Raw genomic sequence first — 16,473 nt, forward strand, 5'->3', positions numbered from 1 at the left:
GCATTCAGTTTAAATCCATAAACCCTGTAGGACTTGACCAGCATGGATTTCTGTTCCTGCCGGAATACGGACCAGACAGTTGGCCTGCATCAGATTACTCAGCATATGCGACTGCTGCTTTGCCAGGCTCTTGAGTTGTAAGTTACCCTGATCAAATTCGGCAGCCATTCTTAAAAATCGCTCGCGTGCATCCGCTTTCAAATCATGCGTCATCACCGCACTGAGCCATGCAGGTGACTGCTTTTTCCCTTGTAAGGCATTCAATAAAGTTGCCATATAGAGTTTCATCCCGACATACACGGCAGCCGGATTTCCCGGTAAACCCAAGAGATAACAGTAACTTTGATCATCTCGACGATACTTGGCAAATAACATCGGTTTTCCGGGCTTCTGCTTCACTTTCCAGAAAATCTGCTCAAAACCCTGCTTCAGGGCAACCGGGCGAATAAAATCATAATCACCTACCGAAACCCCGCCTGTGGTCAAGATGACATCGTATTGGTGTTTGAGTCGGTTCAGTAATAATTGCAGTTCGGACTCACAATCGGACACATGCAGAATATCTACGTTTTGTCCCTGTGACTGAAACCAGGCCTGAATTAGTGGAGCATTGGCGTCAAAGATTTTGCCGGAATTCAGGTCTTCAATGCTGGAAGCAACTTCATCTCCAGTAATCACAACGGTGATTTTAGGATAACGATAGACTGAAACCTGCTTCACACCTGCCATACTTAAAGCTGCAATTGCACCTACATGCAGTTTTTGTCCTACATCTGCCAGACACTGCCCTTGAGCGATTTCCTCGCCTGCATCACGTATATCCGCATGAGGTTTTAGGTCTGTTGTGATAATGATTTGATTGGCATGGTATTCGACAATTTCCTGACGGGCGACCGTTGTAGTGCCTGCCGGAATCCTGGCACCGGTAAAAATCCGGACCGCCTGCCCCGGCTGCAATTCAATTTTGATGCTTTGTCCTGCCCGAATCTCTCCAATGAGTTCAAAAGTGCTTTGTGCACTAACCATGTCTGAGCTACAAAGCGCATAGCCATCTACAGCACTTTGTGAAAACAGCGGCAATGGTATGGTCGAATCAATCGCTTCTGCCAGATAGCTATTCAGAGCCTGAGCAAGCGGCAGGCTTTCAGTTGCCAAGACATGGGTCTGTTCCAGTAACATCTGCAGCGCCTGATCAACAGAAATCAGTCCCGGTTCAGCACCGCAGGCTGAATGCGAAAGTGCCTGATTCATTGATAGCCTCCCGCATGTGGAATATTTTTTTGTACATCAAACAAGTGCACCAACGCAGGAAGTACCGCGATCAGGGATTCTTTTGCACCCTGCCGACTTCCCGGCAGGGTCATCACCAGACTGTTCTCAATATAGCCCGCCACGCCACGACTTAATGCCGCATAAGGGGTACGTTTTTGCCCAAAACTACGTGAAGCTTCCATCAAGCCGGGAATTTCCCGTTGCAGCAAAGGTTGCAGGGTTTCAACCGTTAGGTCTTTAGGACCTAAACCAGTACCGCCCACAGTTAGAATTAGCGGATACTGATTTTTCTGCTGTTCAATCAGGGTCAAGAGCTGTTCTGGGCTATCGGGAATGACCTGATAACTAATAGAGTTAAAATTAGCCTCTTGCAAAATTTCCAGTACGTTTTGTCCGGCAGTGTCCGGCTTTTTGCCTGCTGCGACCGTATCGGACAGTACAATAACTGAAGCGGACAGACTCTCTTTAAGTACGCGGGTAAAATGTGATTTTCCACCTTTTTTCTGCTGCAACCTGCATTGATCCAACGACAAATCTTCCGGTTCACAATGCGGCTTCAGCATATCGTACAAGGTCAGACCCGCCAGACTTACCGCTGTCAAAGCCTCCATTTCCACACCGGTTGGTCCAATGGTTTCCACGGTAGCAATAATTTCGACATGCGCATCACACAGTTCATATTCCACATCGGCACGATAAATCGGTAATGGATGACACAGTGGAATCAATTCATCGGTCCGTTTAGCACCCAGAATACCGGCAATACGGGCGGTTTTCAGCGCATCGCCTTTTTCGGTATTGCCCTGACGTAACAGCTCGATGCAATGTGGTGGTGCATGCAAGATGCCTGTCGCAATGGCAGTACGATAACTTTCTGCTTTCATCCCTACATTTTTCATGCGCTGTTCCTGAAATATTTATTTAAATGCTGTAATTGATTAGTTGAAGTGATAGTTATGCTGAATATGAGCTCAGGCTTAATGTGCAGCATGATGCGTACAGTGATGAGTGTCTGAATGCTGCGTAGCATGAGAATGGGCAGGCTCGTGATCTTTGCGGATACAGCAGCCTTCGACATACTGGCTGCTCCCATCCATATAAAATTCCTCTTTCCAGACTGGCACTTCATGTTTCACCCGTTCAACGGCTTCCTCGCAGGCAGCGAATGCTTCACGACGATGGGCTGCATAGGCCAAGGCAATAATGGCGGTTTCACCGATGTCCAGTGCACCAATACGATGTACCACACGTACATAAGACACCTGATATTTGGCCTGAATCTGCTGTTCAATTTCACGGATCATTTTTTCAGCCACAGGCGCATAAGCTGTATACTTCAAGGCACGAACCGCTTTACCTTGATGGTGATTGCGTACTGTACCGATGAAAATGCCGATGCCGCCACATTCTGGAAAATTGGCGATTCCATCAAAATCCTCTAACTGGAAAGCATTCTGCTGGATTCGGGAAAATTGCTTCAGTTGCATCTCAACCTCCTGCGACAGGCGATAACAGCACCAGCGTACTGTCCTGAGTTAATACGTGCTGTCTGGAAATAATGTCCTCACCGATGGCACAGGCACAGCGCTCTAGCATTGAATCTACATTCGGATAAAGCACCAGCAATTGATCCAGAACGGTAGAAACTGGAATCTCTGCGACACACAGCAGGCTTAAATCAGCCGGAAGTTGCCGTTCAATTGCACCAAAAGCTTCAATTTTTATCTCAATCGAATTTTGATCCGTGAGTGACATATTTATCCTCCAATACTGTGCATACTGATTTTTCGAATGGGCTTTTGGGTTTGCGCTTGCTGCTGGATCGCATGGAAACCGGCTTCTTTGTGCCAGATGTAATAATGCAGCTTGTCCTTTAATGTATTGGTGGCAAATCCATCACGAGCCAATTGTTCGATATCCGCTTTCAGGTTCAGGCCCTGTCTGGCAAACAAACAGTTATAAAACTCACCCTGTGCGTTCAAGCGCAAGCGGTCACAGTCGCCACAAAATGAATGGGTAATGGTAGAAATAATCCCCAGTGGCAGTCCATTGACCAGATAGCCACGCGCCGGATTAGCCGCTTGCTCTTGAGAACGGCTGATCTCAAACTCAGTTTTGAGCTGGTTTAAAATATCCTGTTCGCTCACCACATCGGCTGGATTCCATTTTTGATCACCATCCAGCGGCATAAACTCAATAAAGCGCAGTTCCAGCTTTTGCTGCTGCGCCCATTTCACTAAAGGCATAATCTGATCGTCATTAATGCCTTTAAGCAGCACGCTATTGATCTTGACTGATAGACCTGCCTGTTGGGCAGCAGCAATGCCTTGTAAGACGGGTTGTAATTGTTTTTTCGTTAATTGCTGAAACTGTTCCGGATCAAGACTATCCAGGCTGATATTCAGGTCATCCAGTCCGGCCTGTTTTAAGGCTTGTGCATAGTCTTTGAGATAATGACCATTGCTGGTCATGGAAATACGTTTCAGGCCTAATGCTTTCAGGGTTTGTAAGTGGGCAATAAAATGCACAATGCCTTGACGCATCAGCGGTTCACCACCAGTTACCCGGATTTGCTCAATGCCATGGCGCACCATCAACTCGCAAAATGCATACAGTGCTTCGAAACTGAGCAGATCTTTTTTGTTCATCCATTCCGGATGCTCAGGCATGCAGTAGCTGCACTTGAAATTACAGCGATCAGTCACAGAAATACGTAACTTACGTTTCTGCCGTCCAAACTGATCCTGAAAGATACTGCGAGGTGCTAAAGCTGTCATGCTGTTCATTACTACTGTCCATGATGAGTGCTGCACGGTTATTTAACAGTTTTGGTTCACTGCCCTATTTCTTCACTATGAATGAGCAATAAATGTTCCAACTTTGCACAAATTTAATTTTAATTAACGCTAGTGGACGATATTTGTTCTTTTTTAGTCCAAAACCTCCCTTAAATAGATGCAAAAAGGAATATTTTGGTGAATCAAAAAATACTGATTCGGTTTTTAGTTGCTCAATATCAGAGAAAACTGAGCTGCTGATACTGCTGTAACTCGTCAAATGAATTAATACTGTGAAAAAACAGGGCACGGTTTTTAAAACTTGCCCGTTGCACATGCAAATCGGAAAAACAGAGTTTTAAACTGCGCTGATCTTGCTCAAGATGCTGAATCAGTGTTGGCAAGCTACTGCGTTTCATCAGGCAGAATGGAAACAGGGCTCGCTCATTAATCTCCACCACTGCCACTTTGCACTCAGGGTGCCTTTGCATGGCCTGATGTAAACGTGAAATGACTTTTTTGGGAATATAAGTCACATCACAAGGCACAAACAGCACATAGTCTGATTGCACATGCGACCATGCACTTTTCATGCCCATCAACGGGCCCTGAAAGCCGGCTTCATCATCCTGATAATAATCAATGGATGGAATCATCATTTTATAGATGGAATGATCCCGGTGGCTATTGACCCAGACTTTGGCGGTACGTGATTTCATCTGCTGATGAATTTTAATCAGCTGGATTTCATCATCGAATTTTTGCAGTAATTTATTGATGCCATTCATACGCCGGGCTTGACCACCCGCGAGAATCACCACCTCGGTTTCTGGGTATGAAACGGTTTTAACAGTTTTTCTTGTCATTCTATGTACTCCGTCTGACAGGCTTTAATGAGGCCCCTAATTTCTGGCAAACATGAACCGCAATTCCCTCCTGCTTTTAAACAGGCGGTCACCTGTTTTTCATGTGTGATATTTTTTGTTTTTATGGTTTCAATAATCCGGTTTTTACCGACTTTAAAGCAGCTACACACCAGTGGTCCTTCACTGTTGCTAATGGACATGGCCTGACCTGCCAATAATGCCTTACGATGCAAGGCGCTGAGACGTTCGCGTTTAAACAGGCTGGCAACCCAATCACGATCTGGCAACAACTCCGGGGGTGCAATATAGAAACTGGCAATTAACTGGCCATCCTGAAGCACCACACTATGACTGATATGCGCCGTTTGATCTTCGAGATTCAGCCATTCAAAGCTTTCATCATCAAAGGCTAACAGGCTCTTGATCTGCCCGGTGATGTCAGAAAACCTGCGCCGGTCTGCCAGTTCATACCGGATGGCCTGAGTGGTTTGAATTTTGCTCCACCACACCGTATTTTCAATTATGGTCTGGATCTGCTGCTCAAAGCCTTCCCGCACATACAGCACGCCCTGCCACTGGGTATAAAATGGCTGGATCATCACTGGAGTATGCTTAAATTCTGGTTCGCCAGAAATCGGGTCAACCACCGGATTCACCACTTTGCCAATCCGCGCATCGGACGCAAACTGGTCGTTCCAATGAATCGGTGCAAAAATCTGGCCACGTCGCATATTTTGTGAAAATTGCACACGGAGTACACAACTTCCCCAAGCGGATTTCACCTCGACCAGCTCGGCATCTTTCAAGCCATATTTCAGCGCATCGTGCGGATGCAACTCACAATAAGGCTCAGTACGATGCTGGGATAAACTGGCAGATAATCCGGTACGGCTCATGGTGTGCCATTGATCACGAATGCGTCCGGTATTTAGAATCAGAGGATATTCAGCAGAAATAGCATGTACCGGATCGGCTGCAATCGTCGGCACCAATCTGGCCTTGCCATCTGCATGACTAAACTGGCCTTGGCTAAATAGTTGACCAACCTGATGAACTTCTTGCTTATCCCAAACCGGCCACTGGATCGATGCCAGATTCTGATATTCCGCAAAACCGAGATGAGTTAAACCTTGCAGGTTGAAATAGCGAAAATTGGGTGTATCTGCGCGTTGCGAAAGTGAACCATTCTGATAGGCAGATAAACGGGCGTGTTCCAGAAAAATGTCATGGCTATTGCTAAAGTCAAAACCGCGAAAACCTAAGACCTGAGCCACCCGAGAAATGGCCCACCAGTCTGCTTTGGCTTCACCCGGAGCCGGCAAAAAAGCCTTTTGCCGGGAAATACGGCGCTCCGAATTGGTGACTGTGCCATCTTTTTCGCCCCAACCCAATGCCGGTAACAGTACATCGGCATATTGCGTGGTATCGGTGTCGAGACAAATATCGGAAACGACCACAAATTCACACTTTTCCAGAGCGCGTTTAACCTGATCTGCATCGGGCAAACTCACGATCGGATTGGTGGCCATAATCCAGATGGCCTTGATTTTCCCGCTTTCCACCGCTTGAAATAAATCTACCGCTTTTAATCCGGGCTGCCGCGCGATGACCGGGCTTTGCCAGAAATCCTGCACCAGTTGCTGATGCTGCGGATTATCCAGATCCAGATGACTGGCCAGCATATTGGCCAGTCCACCGACTTCCCGTCCGCCCATGGCATTCGGCTGTCCGGTCATGGAAAAAGGTGCCGAACCGGGTTTGCCTATTTTTCCTGTCAATAAATGACAGTTGATAATGCTATTGGCCTTGTCTACTCCTTGAGAGGATTGGTTTACGCCCATGGAAAACAGGCTCATGATTTTTTCGGTCTGTGCAAATTTCTGAAAAAATAAGGTTAATTTTTCAATAGCAATACCGGTACATTTTGCCACGCTTTCAAGTGATGACTCTGTCGAGCTGCTGGCAAGCGCCTGCTCCAGACCTTGAGTATGTTGGGTAACAAAATCCAGATCGGCATGACCATTTTGCTGAAGATACTGCAACAAGCCATTAAACAGCGCGACATCCTGACCTGGTAAAATCGGCAAGTGTAAATCTGCCGCTTCACAGGTTGCAGTAAAGCGCGGATCAATCACCACCACGAATAAATCCCGCTCTTCCTTGGCTTTCATGATGCGCTGATAAAGCACCGGATGGCACCAGGCAGTATTGGAACCTACCAGAACCACCATTTCTGTCTGCTCAAAATCTGTATAGCTGGCTGGTACCAGGTCTTCGCCAAAAGCCCGTTTATGTGCCGCCACAGCAGATGACATGCACAGTCTTGAATTGGTATCAATATTGGCAGTACCCAGATAGCCTTTTACAAACTTGTTCACCACATAATAGTCTTCAGTCAAAAGCTGGCCGGAGACATAAAAGGCGATGCTGTCGCGTCCATATTGATCAATACATTGCTGAAATTTATTGGCAATACTAGAAATGGCATGATCCCAAGTGCTTATTTGCCGCTGCTCTTTTCGACCTGTCATCGGATGCAGAAGCCGGGTTTTTAAGCCAAGTGTATCGGCAAGATGACTGCCTTTAATACACAACTTGCCCAAGTTCGCAGGATGCTGAACATCGCCTTCAATCTCAACCTTTTCACCCATCGGGGTTTGGCTTACGTGCGCGATGACGCCACAGCCTACTCCACAATAAGGACAGGTCGTCTGAGTAGTTTTTATTTGGGATTCAGTAGAGCTATCTAGTTCCATAACCGGAATACTATTCATTGCTGCTGTGCTCCTTAATCATCCAAATTCACGTGTTTCACCAAATCTCTGATATCTAGTTTTTACAGGTTTGATTTAAATATTTTCTATATCTCAAAAGTTTTAATCCTCCCCAACCCTCCTTTAGCAAAGGAGGGAGGTTCCCCTCTTTTTCAAAGAGGGTTTGGAGGAGGTTTATCCGATTACCCTGCCTTTTTTAATGCAAAATCCCGACCAAAAAGCAGTTTGCTGCGGATATTACTAATTGGTGTCTGGTCTGCAATCAGTTCTGCATACCAAGCCCCATCTTCGGTATCGCCAAATAGCACAGCACCAATGACCTTGTCCTGCTGAATAATGATCCGTTTATAGATTTGACGTTTTTCATCATTCAGCACGATATCTTCAAAATCATCCTGAGGTTCAAAATTTCCGGCCGAGAAGACATCACATCCACTGACCTTGAGTTGGGTCGGAACAGTCGGTGCCTTAAAGGTCAGTCGGCCATGTTCAGCCAGATGCGTCGCACAGATAAAGGCTTGTCCCCATAAGGGTTCAACCAATCCAAAAGTCTGACCACGATGCTCAATACATTCACCCACTGCATAAATACTCGGGTCATAGGTTTGCATGGTGTCATTCACCAGTACTCCACGATTGCAGCGCAAGCCAGCCTGTTCAGCCAGAGTTTTATTTGGTCGAATCCCGACGGCAAAAACTACCAAATCAGCATCCAGCACTGTCCCGTCTTTTAAACGCAGTTGAGTCACGTGGCCGTCTATACCGAGCAGCTCTTCGGTGTTGGCTTCAGTGATGATCCGGATGCCTTTATCTTCAATTGATTTTTTCAGCATTTGACTGGCTTTCATATCCAGTTGACGATCCATAATACGGTCCATCAGATGCAGCACAGTTACATTCATCCCCTGCTGCTTCAGTCCATAAGCTGCTTCTAGACCCAGCAACCCACCTCCAATCACGACGGCATTTTGCCTGGTTTTGCAGTAATCCAGCATGCGGTTAACATCCTGAATATCCCGGAAGCTAATCACGCCTTCAAGTTCAGCACCCGGAATAGGTGGCATGAAGGGTTTGGAACCAGTGGCGAGAATCAGACGATCATAAGCAACGACTTCGCCTTGTTGGGTGTGGACCTGTTTACGCGAACGGTCGATAGCGATGGCAGCATCCCCAGCAATGAATCGAATGCCTTTTTCAGCATACCAGTCGGCTGAATGCAGCATAATTTCGGCAAAGCTTTTCTCACCAGACAATACCGGTGACAACATGATCCGGTTGTAATTGCCCCATGGCTCTTCCCCAATCACGGTAATGTCATAACGATCTGGCGCCATATCCAGCAAGTCTTCCAGACAACGCATACCCGCCAGTCCATTCCCGATCAGTACCAGTTTTAAGCGCTCTGTGTTTTGACCATTACTGGAAATATAAGTTTTTTGTGGAGTCGGACTCACCAGAACTTTGCCATTTTCAATTCGGGTTGGAAATACCAGTAATTTCTGCTCTTGTTCTTCCAGACAACGACCGGTCACCAGACTGAAATGCTGCTTGTAAATTGGGGATGCGACTACACGCTCACCTTGCAGATCACCCAGAATGCCACGTGCCATGACATTGGCCAGACTAAACGGATCCTGATTGCTGAGTGCATAAACCCGCTGTTCCTGACCCACGCGAAAAATTGCAATCTGCTGATCTTCAATCAGGGCTGCCACACCGGTATTCGGAGTGATCTCATCCAGATTGCAGACTTCATACCAGTTCAGTTCGTTCATGTCTTTTAAAATTGTCATTTTCATTCTCCCTGACTGTGGTATTTAGGCTTCAACCACTGGAATACGGTTTAAATCACGTTCAGCTTCTGTCTTTGGACGAATCTGGCCACGTACAGGCGCAAACTGAATATGCGGGTCATTCTGCTCGGCTGCTTTGGCATTGATAAAGGTCTTAAAGCGTTTGCGTACTTCAGGATCTTCAATCGCGCTGCGCCATTCATCCTGATAAGTGCCAATTACATGCTGCATACGGCTTTCCAGTTCAGCAGCAATACCCAGTGAATCATGCACAATGACATCTTTCAGATAGTCCAGCCCGCCTTCCATATTGTCACGCCATACGCTGGTGCGCTGCAGGCGGTCTGCTGTCTGGATATAGAACATAAAGAAGCGGTCAATATATTTGATGAGTGTGGAAGTATCCAGATCCGAAGCGAGCAGTTCAGCATGGCGCGGTTTCATGCCGCCATTGCCGCATACATATAGATTCCAGCCTTTTTCGGTGGCAATGACACCGACATCCTTGCTCTGTGCTTCTGCACATTCACGGGTACAGCCGGATACTGCCATTTTGGTTTTATGTGGTGAACGCAGGCCTTTATAACGATTTTCCAGGAAAATCGCCAAGCCGACAGAATCATCGACTCCAAAACGGCACCAGGTACTACCCACACAAGATTTCACCGTACGTAAGGATTTGCCGTAAGCATGTCCGGACTCGAAACCGGCATTGATCAGTTTTTCCCAGATTTCAGGCAGTTGATGTACCTGTGCACCAAACATGTCAATTCGTTGTCCGCCCGTGATTTTGGTATATAAACCATAATCTTTGGCGATCTGACCGATGGTAATCAGGCCATCCGGAGTAATCTCGCCGCCTGCCACACGTGGCACAATCGAATAGGAACCATCTTTCTGGATATTGCCGAGGTAGTAGTCGTTACTATCCTGCAAACCGGCATGACTTGGTTTCAGAACAAAATCATTCCAGCAGGATGCCAGAATATTGGCTACAGTCGGTTTGCAGATATCACAGCCCATGCCGTGCCCATGTTGCTGAATCAGGTCAGAGAAAGTCTTGATTTCATGCACGCGTACCAGGTGATACAGTTCCTGACGCGAATAGGCAAAATGTTCGCACAGGTGATTGTTCACCGTGACACCCTGACGTTGTAATTCAGATTTGAGAACCTGCGTTACCAGTGGCGCACAGCCACCGCACGCCGTTGCAGCCTGGGTGCATTTTTTCAGTGCACCCAATGAAGTTGCACCGCCATCAATGGCTGAACAGATATCAGCTTTGGAAACGTTATTACAGGAACAGATGGTCGCACTGTCAGGCAATAAATCGATACCACTACCACCTGATTTTGAAGTTGACTGATCAAAGCCCGGCATGATCAGGCTTTCTGGTTGCTCCGGTACAGCCAGACCATTCAGCATCATTTGTAGAAGATCGCTATATTCTTTGGCACAGCCCACCAGCACTGCGCCCAGCAGCTTGGTTTTGTCTGCTGACACCACGATTTTTTTATAAACCTGCGCGGCTTCATCAGCATAGAAATAGCTCAAGGCATCTGGTGACATGGCGTGTGCATCACCAATAGAAGCAACATCCACACCCATCAGTTTGAGCTTGGTGCTCATGTCGGCACCAGCGAATGCATGGCTCTCTTGGTCCAGTACATGTTTTGCCGCGATCCGCGCCATGTCATAGCCCGGTGCAACCAGACCATAAATTTTATTGTCCCAAAGTGCACATTCACCAATGGCATAAATGTCCGGATGTGAGGTCTGGCAATAATCATTAATGATGATGCCGCCACGCTCACCAATCAGCAGGCCGCTCTGGCGCGCCAGTTCATCACGCGGACGAATACCGGCCGAGAACAGGATGATATCGGTTTCAAGTACCGAACCATCTCCGAACTTCATTACATGCTGAGCGTTGTAACCATCTTCAATAGATGAGGTTGCTTTTTGGGTATGCACCTTGACACCAAGGTCTTCAATTCTAGAGCGCAGTACCCGGCCGCCCAGATCATCAATCTGCACCGCCATCAAGCGCGGAGCAAATTCTACGACATGGGTTTCCAGATTCAGATCTCGCAAAGCCTTCGCTGCTTCCAGACCCAGCAGACCACCGCCAATTACCACACCGGTTTTGGCATTCAGGCTGGCTGCGCGAATGGCATCCAGATCTTCAATGGTACGATAAACAAAGCAATTCTGACGGTCATTGCCCGGGATTGGCGGTACAAAGGCATAAGAGCCGGTAGCAAGAATCAACTTGTCAAAATTCAGCACATCACCCTGGCTGGTGGTGACGGTTTTATTGAGCTGATCAATTTCAACTGCTTTGGTATTAAGACGCAAATCAATGCCATAGGCATCGGCAAAATCACTACGGCATAGGCTCAGATCCTTGACCGACTTGCCGCTGAAATATTCAGTCAAATGTACCCGATCATAAGCCAAATGCGGCTCTTCCGCCAAAATGGTCAGCTCAATGTCATCACCGGCCTGTTCCAGTACAGATTCGATGAATTTATGCCCCACCATGCCATGCCCAATCATGAGAATTTTCATATCTGTACTCCAACTATTGTTTTTTTAAAGATGATAAAAAGCCGCATATCATGTCTAGGCATTGATATGTCTGCTGATTAAATATGTTGTGAATACCGCAACCTAGCGCTTTGTAATGCTGGAGGAAGGGTTGAAACGCTTGTGCGTTTTGTATTGCTGAACAACTGACCATGTCATTTATCCTGTGCTGAACGAAATACCAATCACATTTTTTGAAAATGCAATTACGATCAGAACGGACATCGTTGGCCGTTGTTAGTATTGAAAGTCATCTTTGACGATTTAATAGATGCAGAAACCGTGCCAACTTTTCCAACAAGAAAACGCCTTATTCCAGGCAGATGATCTACCTAAATGCTTCATTTTGATCAGCTATCAGCTGAAATCCCTAAAGCTATGCACCAAATTGAACAGAAAAATAGAATTTTATGCACCAATTTAATGGCATGTTTTTTGCTTTACTCCTGCTTGAATATTCCTTAGGCCTTACTTGAAAATATTCCATGTCCAAATTACGAATTGCTCTTATTGATGATGATCTGGAGCGCGCCCAATTCATCCAGGAATCCTTACTTTCACATGATTTTCAGGTGGTGGCCTGTTTAATCCTGAATGACCTGAATATGGTACATGTTAAGGGTATTCATGCAGATGTGATCCTGCTGAATATGGATCATCCGCATCGGGATATTATTGAAAGCTGTGTCAGCCAATATGAACTTCCCACCGTGTTGTTTACCCAGAACTCCAATAAAGACACCATCAAAAGTGCCATTGATGCCGGAATCACGGCTTATATCGTCGATGGTATTGATCCCACCAAACTAGAAAGCATTCTGGAAATTTCGATTGAACAGTTCCGTAAGCATAAAAAGCTGCTAAATGATTTAAAAGAAACCCAGGACAAGCTCATTGACCGTAAAGATATCGATAAAGCTAAAGCCCTGCTCATCCAGCTACATGCCTTAACAGAAGAACAGGCTTTTGCTTTATTACGTAAAAACGCCATGAGTCACCGGATCACCATTGGTGAAATGGCCAGACGCTTACTGGATGCACAGAAGCTGTTATTGGGCCAATAAGGAAAAGCATATGTCCACATTAGAAAAAACTGAACTCAATATTGGCTATATTCCTTTACTTGATTGTGTTGCCATTCTCTGGGCCGAAAAACAGGGGTATTTTGCCGAGCAGGGATTAACCATCAATTTAATCCGCGAGGCCTCCTGGTCAAGTCTAAGAGACCGTCTGGCCTATGGCTTTCTGGATGCTGCACATTGTCTGTCCGCCATGTTGCCCGCTGCTGCCCTGGGCACAGACCAGTTACAGGTGGCTTTGCAAACCCCTCTAGTACTGAGCGTGAATCAGGCTTTTATTAGTCTGCGCCAGGATCTGTGTTATGAACTCGGCATCCAGCCTGGGGATGATGAACAGAGTACCTCAAAGAAACTTGTGCAGGCTTTACAACAGAATCATCCGATCAATCTGGCCTATGTGTATAAATATTCAATTCACCATTACTGTTTAAAAGAATGGCTGGCACTGACTGATCCACAACTTGCCAAGAATATCCAGCTGATGACATCTCCACCGCCTTTCATGGTAAAAGGAATCTCGGAACAGGTATTTGATGGCTTTTGTGTGGGAGAACCTTGGAATATTCAGGCCAAACTTGAAGGCTATAGTTTTATCGTTGCAGCGAGCCAAAATGTCATTCCAAAAGTTGCCGACAAAGTCTTGGCCATGACCCAAGAATGGGCAGAACAGCATCCATTTACTGTAGAGGCAATGGTCAAGGCTGTACAAAAAGCGCAGGATGATTTAAAGCAGCGCAGCGATTTATCAGAAGTATGGGACATGCTGGTGGACTTTCAGATTATTCAGTTTGAATGTTCCGCCCAGCGGCATGTCTATGACTTTCACAAGATCAAGAATATTATCCGGAATTTTGTTGGGGAAAGTGCCGAACCGAAAGTCGATGATTTTATCTGGCTCCTGCAGCAGATGCAGAAATGGGAAAATCTTGATCTATCAGAAGATGATCAGCTACAGATTGCACAATCCTGTATTTATCAACAAGAATCTAGCACTGTTTAATACTTTGTATATTCCCATAAAAAAGACCCGGGAAAATTTCGGGTCTTTTTTATTTAACGTTTTATTTAGCTTAATGCTTGCTGTAAATCCAGTTGCATGAATTTTTGCAAGGACAATTTTCCAGCAATAATCTGATTGATGAATTGTGACATTTCATCATACAGAATCTCATAAAGCTGCGGCTCTAATGCCATATGTCTTAACTGAATCTGCAAATGCATCAAAAGTTCCTGCTGCTCGCATTCACCCTGCTCTAGGGCATAGACATAACCGAGCACTGCGCCTTTTAACACAGCATCAAATGGCAAGCTATATTTAAGCAAGGTGGCCAATGATCCCATAACACGCTCATTATGCTCAAGTTTCCTTAGAGGCTCACGACCTACACGTGCGCATGGATCCTGATAGGCATTGGCACAGGACTCACTAAAGCTTTGAGCCAGACGTTCAAGGTCTGAGGCATGTTTTGGAATCTGGTAGCAGAGACCATGCTTCACCTGAGCTAAGGCCTGATTCATAAATTTTCTGACTGTATGATCAGACATGGCAACACCAATAGTCTGATGTCCACGCAGACTGGCATACCAAGCCATCATCGCATGCACGCCATTCCATAAGCGGTTTTTAATCAGCTGGATATTGGCAATATCATCTACCAGAATCATCTGCCGCATTTTTGCCAGTAACGGACTGTTATTTTCCACATAAATTGGCATATCCGTTTCAGCATTAAACAGAATCAGATCCATCGATTGCAGGATATGGCTCGGCTGGAAATTACGACGCAGGTCTTCTATATATAAACCTGCCTGATGTTCCTGCTCGGCATTCAATGCGGTTGAATCATCCAGATCAACGGTGGATAAATCTTCATCCAGTTGATACTGCTTGAACATGTTGTATTTGATGCGTAACTGACGATACAGCTTCTGGTCAGATAGCTTGGAAACCATGCGATTGACCACGGTGTCACAGAAATAATGCTGATCCATAATCTTCTGTGCGGTCTGTTCATCAGTAATCGTTTGCAGACTGTTCAGAATCTGCTGCATCACCTGCTGTTTAGCACCGATTTTATTCAGGATAATGAGCACGGTCAGTGGCTGATCCTGCTGCTCATAGGCCAGATAACGTGCGTATAAGCCCTGTGCAATGACCTCTGCTTCAGAAACCAGTGCTTCCTCAGGTACGCAGACTGCTACAAGACTGGATTCAATATACATGTTCTGCATCTGTTCCAGATCATGCGCATCAATTACGCTCATATTTTCAATACGCTGGTCAAAAGAATTCTGGCCATAGCGAATGCAGTAAGTGCCAAAAGCATTAACGCTAGATTGATACAGCGGATTACGTGTCGAAGCAATAATTTTGCGCGGACGAGTGTATCCATCCCAGTGTGATAATACCTGAGCCAGATAACCGCCCCCAATTGCACCAAAACCGTGAATCCCGACAGTCAGCTGATTGAGTGTTTGCGGAAAAGCGGTCTCCAGTTCCGGCATGTCCAGAACCGGAACAAACTGGTTCAGTTCTCCCAAAAAATCTTCGACCGTTTCATAATAATACTGGGCTTGTGCCAGCATGGACTCGTTCGGTATTTTGATATCCTTGAACAGCACCGTCATACCACCTGCATCATAGGCAGAACGCAAACCATTTTCAGAATCTTCAAACATCAGGCACTGGGCCGGGCTTAAATTGATTTTTTCGGCTGCACTGATAAAAATTTCCGGATGAGGTTTCCCCTGTCTAATCTCATCGCCGCACACCAGTACATCAAAAAACTTATAGACATTGGCATTGATCAGATATTCTTCTGCGATCGCACGGCGACTTGAAGTCGCTACCGCCATTTTCAGGCCTGCCTTGCGTAGGCGTTCCAATACCTGCAATAACCCCTTTTTAATGGGAACACCGTGATGACGTACATGTTCCAGTTCCAGCACATCGGCACGCTGGCGAATCTCGGCATAGGGCACATCCTGTCCATAACGCTCTTTGGCTAGCTGCTCTGCACTACGGGCACTGAGGCCCAAACACTGCATTAAATAACTTTCAGAAAATTCGACACCAATCAGCTCACGTGAAGCTTGCTGCAAGGTTTGAAAGCGCAAGCGTTCCGTATCGAACATGGTTCCATCCATATCGAAAATAGCGCCATGTAAGATTTGATTTTTAAACTCTAACATTGCTCCCCTTTTTATAATTCAATGAGTTAAGAAGTGAGCAATACCTTAAAGAAAAGCTGGGTCGAATTAAACCGATGTAAAGATATGAAATAGTTTTGATTATAAAACAACCAATAAAGACTAAAATTCTA

General features: G+C 45.9%; 12 protein-coding genes. 2 read left to right on the plus strand and 10 right to left on the minus strand.

All coding sequences use genetic code 11. From position 1 onward, the window contains the following. Window positions 1-9: 9 nt before the first annotated feature. The 9 genes from VXP95_RS00335 to nirB all read right to left on the minus strand — a co-directional run bounded on the left by VXP95_RS00335 (window position 10) and on the right by nirB (window position 12,053). A complete protein-coding gene (locus VXP95_RS00335) occupies window positions 10-1,251 on the minus strand; it encodes a molybdopterin molybdotransferase MoeA (RefSeq protein WP_416711126.1) in 1,242 nt (413 codons plus the stop codon). Further along, on the minus strand, window positions 1,248-2,171 hold the full coding sequence (gene moaCB, locus VXP95_RS00340; protein WP_416711128.1) for a bifunctional molybdenum cofactor biosynthesis protein MoaC/MoaB: 924 nt from the start codon (window positions 2,169-2,171) through the stop codon (window positions 1,248-1,250). The genes VXP95_RS00335 and moaCB overlap by 4 nt, the downstream gene beginning before the upstream one ends. A 78-nt stretch (window positions 2,172-2,249) precedes the next feature. Beyond that, window positions 2,250-2,759, minus strand: coding sequence for a molybdenum cofactor biosynthesis protein MoaE (locus tag VXP95_RS00345; RefSeq protein WP_416711129.1), 510 nt, complete (start codon window positions 2,757-2,759; stop codon window positions 2,250-2,252). A gap of 1 nt (window position 2,760) precedes the next feature. Next, window positions 2,761-3,027: a MoaD/ThiS family protein gene (locus VXP95_RS00350; protein WP_416680223.1), complete on the minus strand. Its 267-nt coding sequence runs from the start codon at window positions 3,025-3,027 to the stop codon at window positions 2,761-2,763. Window positions 3,028-3,029: 2 nt separating this feature from the next. Beyond that, window positions 3,030-4,058 (minus strand): GTP 3',8-cyclase MoaA, encoded by a 1,029-nt coding sequence (gene moaA / locus VXP95_RS00355; protein WP_416711131.1) that lies wholly within the window; start codon window positions 4,056-4,058, stop codon window positions 3,030-3,032. 230 nt (window positions 4,059-4,288) lie between these two features. Further along, on the minus strand, window positions 4,289-4,915 hold the full coding sequence (gene mobA, locus VXP95_RS00360; RefSeq protein ID WP_416711132.1) for a molybdenum cofactor guanylyltransferase: 627 nt from the start codon (window positions 4,913-4,915) through the stop codon (window positions 4,289-4,291). Further along, on the minus strand, window positions 4,912-7,689 hold the full coding sequence (locus VXP95_RS00365) for a molybdopterin-dependent oxidoreductase (RefSeq protein ID WP_416711133.1): 2,778 nt from the start codon (window positions 7,687-7,689) through the stop codon (window positions 4,912-4,914). The genes mobA and VXP95_RS00365 overlap by 4 nt, the downstream gene beginning before the upstream one ends. Window positions 7,690-7,871: 182 nt before the next feature. After that, window positions 7,872-9,482, minus strand: a complete 1,611-nt coding sequence (nirD, locus tag VXP95_RS00370; protein WP_416711135.1) for a nitrite reductase small subunit NirD — start codon at window positions 9,480-9,482, stop codon at window positions 7,872-7,874. Window positions 9,483-9,506: 24 nt separating this feature from the next. Beyond that, window positions 9,507-12,053: a nitrite reductase large subunit NirB gene (gene nirB / locus VXP95_RS00375; RefSeq protein ID WP_416711136.1), complete on the minus strand. Its 2,547-nt coding sequence runs from the start codon at window positions 12,051-12,053 to the stop codon at window positions 9,507-9,509. Between the two features lie 503 nt (window positions 12,054-12,556). Here nirB and VXP95_RS00380 point away from each other — a divergent pair. Continuing rightward, on the plus strand, window positions 12,557-13,135 hold the full coding sequence (locus tag VXP95_RS00380) for an ANTAR domain-containing response regulator (protein ID WP_004280362.1): 579 nt from the start codon (window positions 12,557-12,559) through the stop codon (window positions 13,133-13,135). Window positions 13,136-13,145: 10 nt separating this feature from the next. Further along, window positions 13,146-14,150 (plus strand): CmpA/NrtA family ABC transporter substrate-binding protein, encoded by a 1,005-nt coding sequence (locus VXP95_RS00385; RefSeq protein ID WP_416680235.1) that lies wholly within the window; start codon window positions 13,146-13,148, stop codon window positions 14,148-14,150. A 65-nt stretch (window positions 14,151-14,215) separates the two neighbouring features. On the opposite strand, the gene mtlD is transcribed toward VXP95_RS00385, so the two are convergent. Next, entirely contained in the window at window positions 14,216-16,342 is a 2,127-nt protein-coding gene (gene mtlD, locus VXP95_RS00390) for a bifunctional mannitol-1-phosphate dehydrogenase/phosphatase (RefSeq protein ID WP_416711137.1), read from the minus strand. Window positions 16,343-16,473: the final 131 nt, after the last annotated feature.

The organism is Acinetobacter sp. 226 (assembly GCF_048147925.1).
GTDB lineage: Bacteria > Pseudomonadota > Gammaproteobacteria > Pseudomonadales > Moraxellaceae > Acinetobacter > Acinetobacter pecorum.

What these genes read in the sequence shown, in the direction of transcription:
- mtlD (WP_416711137.1), bottom strand. Translation starts at nt 16,342, where the DNA reads ATGTTAGAGTTTAAAAATCAAATCTTACATGGCGCTATTTTCGATATG.
- moaA (WP_416711131.1), bottom strand. Translation starts at nt 4,058, where the DNA reads ATGAACAGCATGACAGCTTTAGCACCTCGCAGTATCTTTCAGGATCAG.
- VXP95_RS00335 (WP_416711126.1), bottom strand. Translation starts at nt 1,251, where the DNA reads ATGAATCAGGCACTTTCGCATTCAGCCTGCGGTGCTGAACCGGGACTG.
- mobA (WP_416711132.1), bottom strand. Translation starts at nt 4,915, where the DNA reads ATGACAAGAAAAACTGTTAAAACCGTTTCATACCCAGAAACCGAGGTG.
- VXP95_RS00385 (WP_416680235.1), top strand. Translation starts at nt 13,146, where the DNA reads ATGTCCACATTAGAAAAAACTGAACTCAATATTGGCTATATTCCTTTA.
- nirD (WP_416711135.1), bottom strand. Translation starts at nt 9,482, where the DNA reads ATGACAATTTTAAAAGACATGAACGAACTGAACTGGTATGAAGTCTGC.
- VXP95_RS00345 (WP_416711129.1), bottom strand. Translation starts at nt 2,759, where the DNA reads ATGCAACTGAAGCAATTTTCCCGAATCCAGCAGAATGCTTTCCAGTTA.
- VXP95_RS00380 (WP_004280362.1), top strand. Translation starts at nt 12,557, where the DNA reads ATGTCCAAATTACGAATTGCTCTTATTGATGATGATCTGGAGCGCGCC.
- VXP95_RS00365 (WP_416711133.1), bottom strand. Translation starts at nt 7,689, where the DNA reads ATGAATAGTATTCCGGTTATGGAACTAGATAGCTCTACTGAATCCCAA.
- moaCB (WP_416711128.1), bottom strand. Translation starts at nt 2,171, where the DNA reads ATGAAAAATGTAGGGATGAAAGCAGAAAGTTATCGTACTGCCATTGCG.
- nirB (WP_416711136.1), bottom strand. Translation starts at nt 12,053, where the DNA reads ATGAAAATTCTCATGATTGGGCATGGCATGGTGGGGCATAAATTCATC.
- VXP95_RS00350 (WP_416680223.1), bottom strand. Translation starts at nt 3,027, where the DNA reads ATGTCACTCACGGATCAAAATTCGATTGAGATAAAAATTGAAGCTTTT.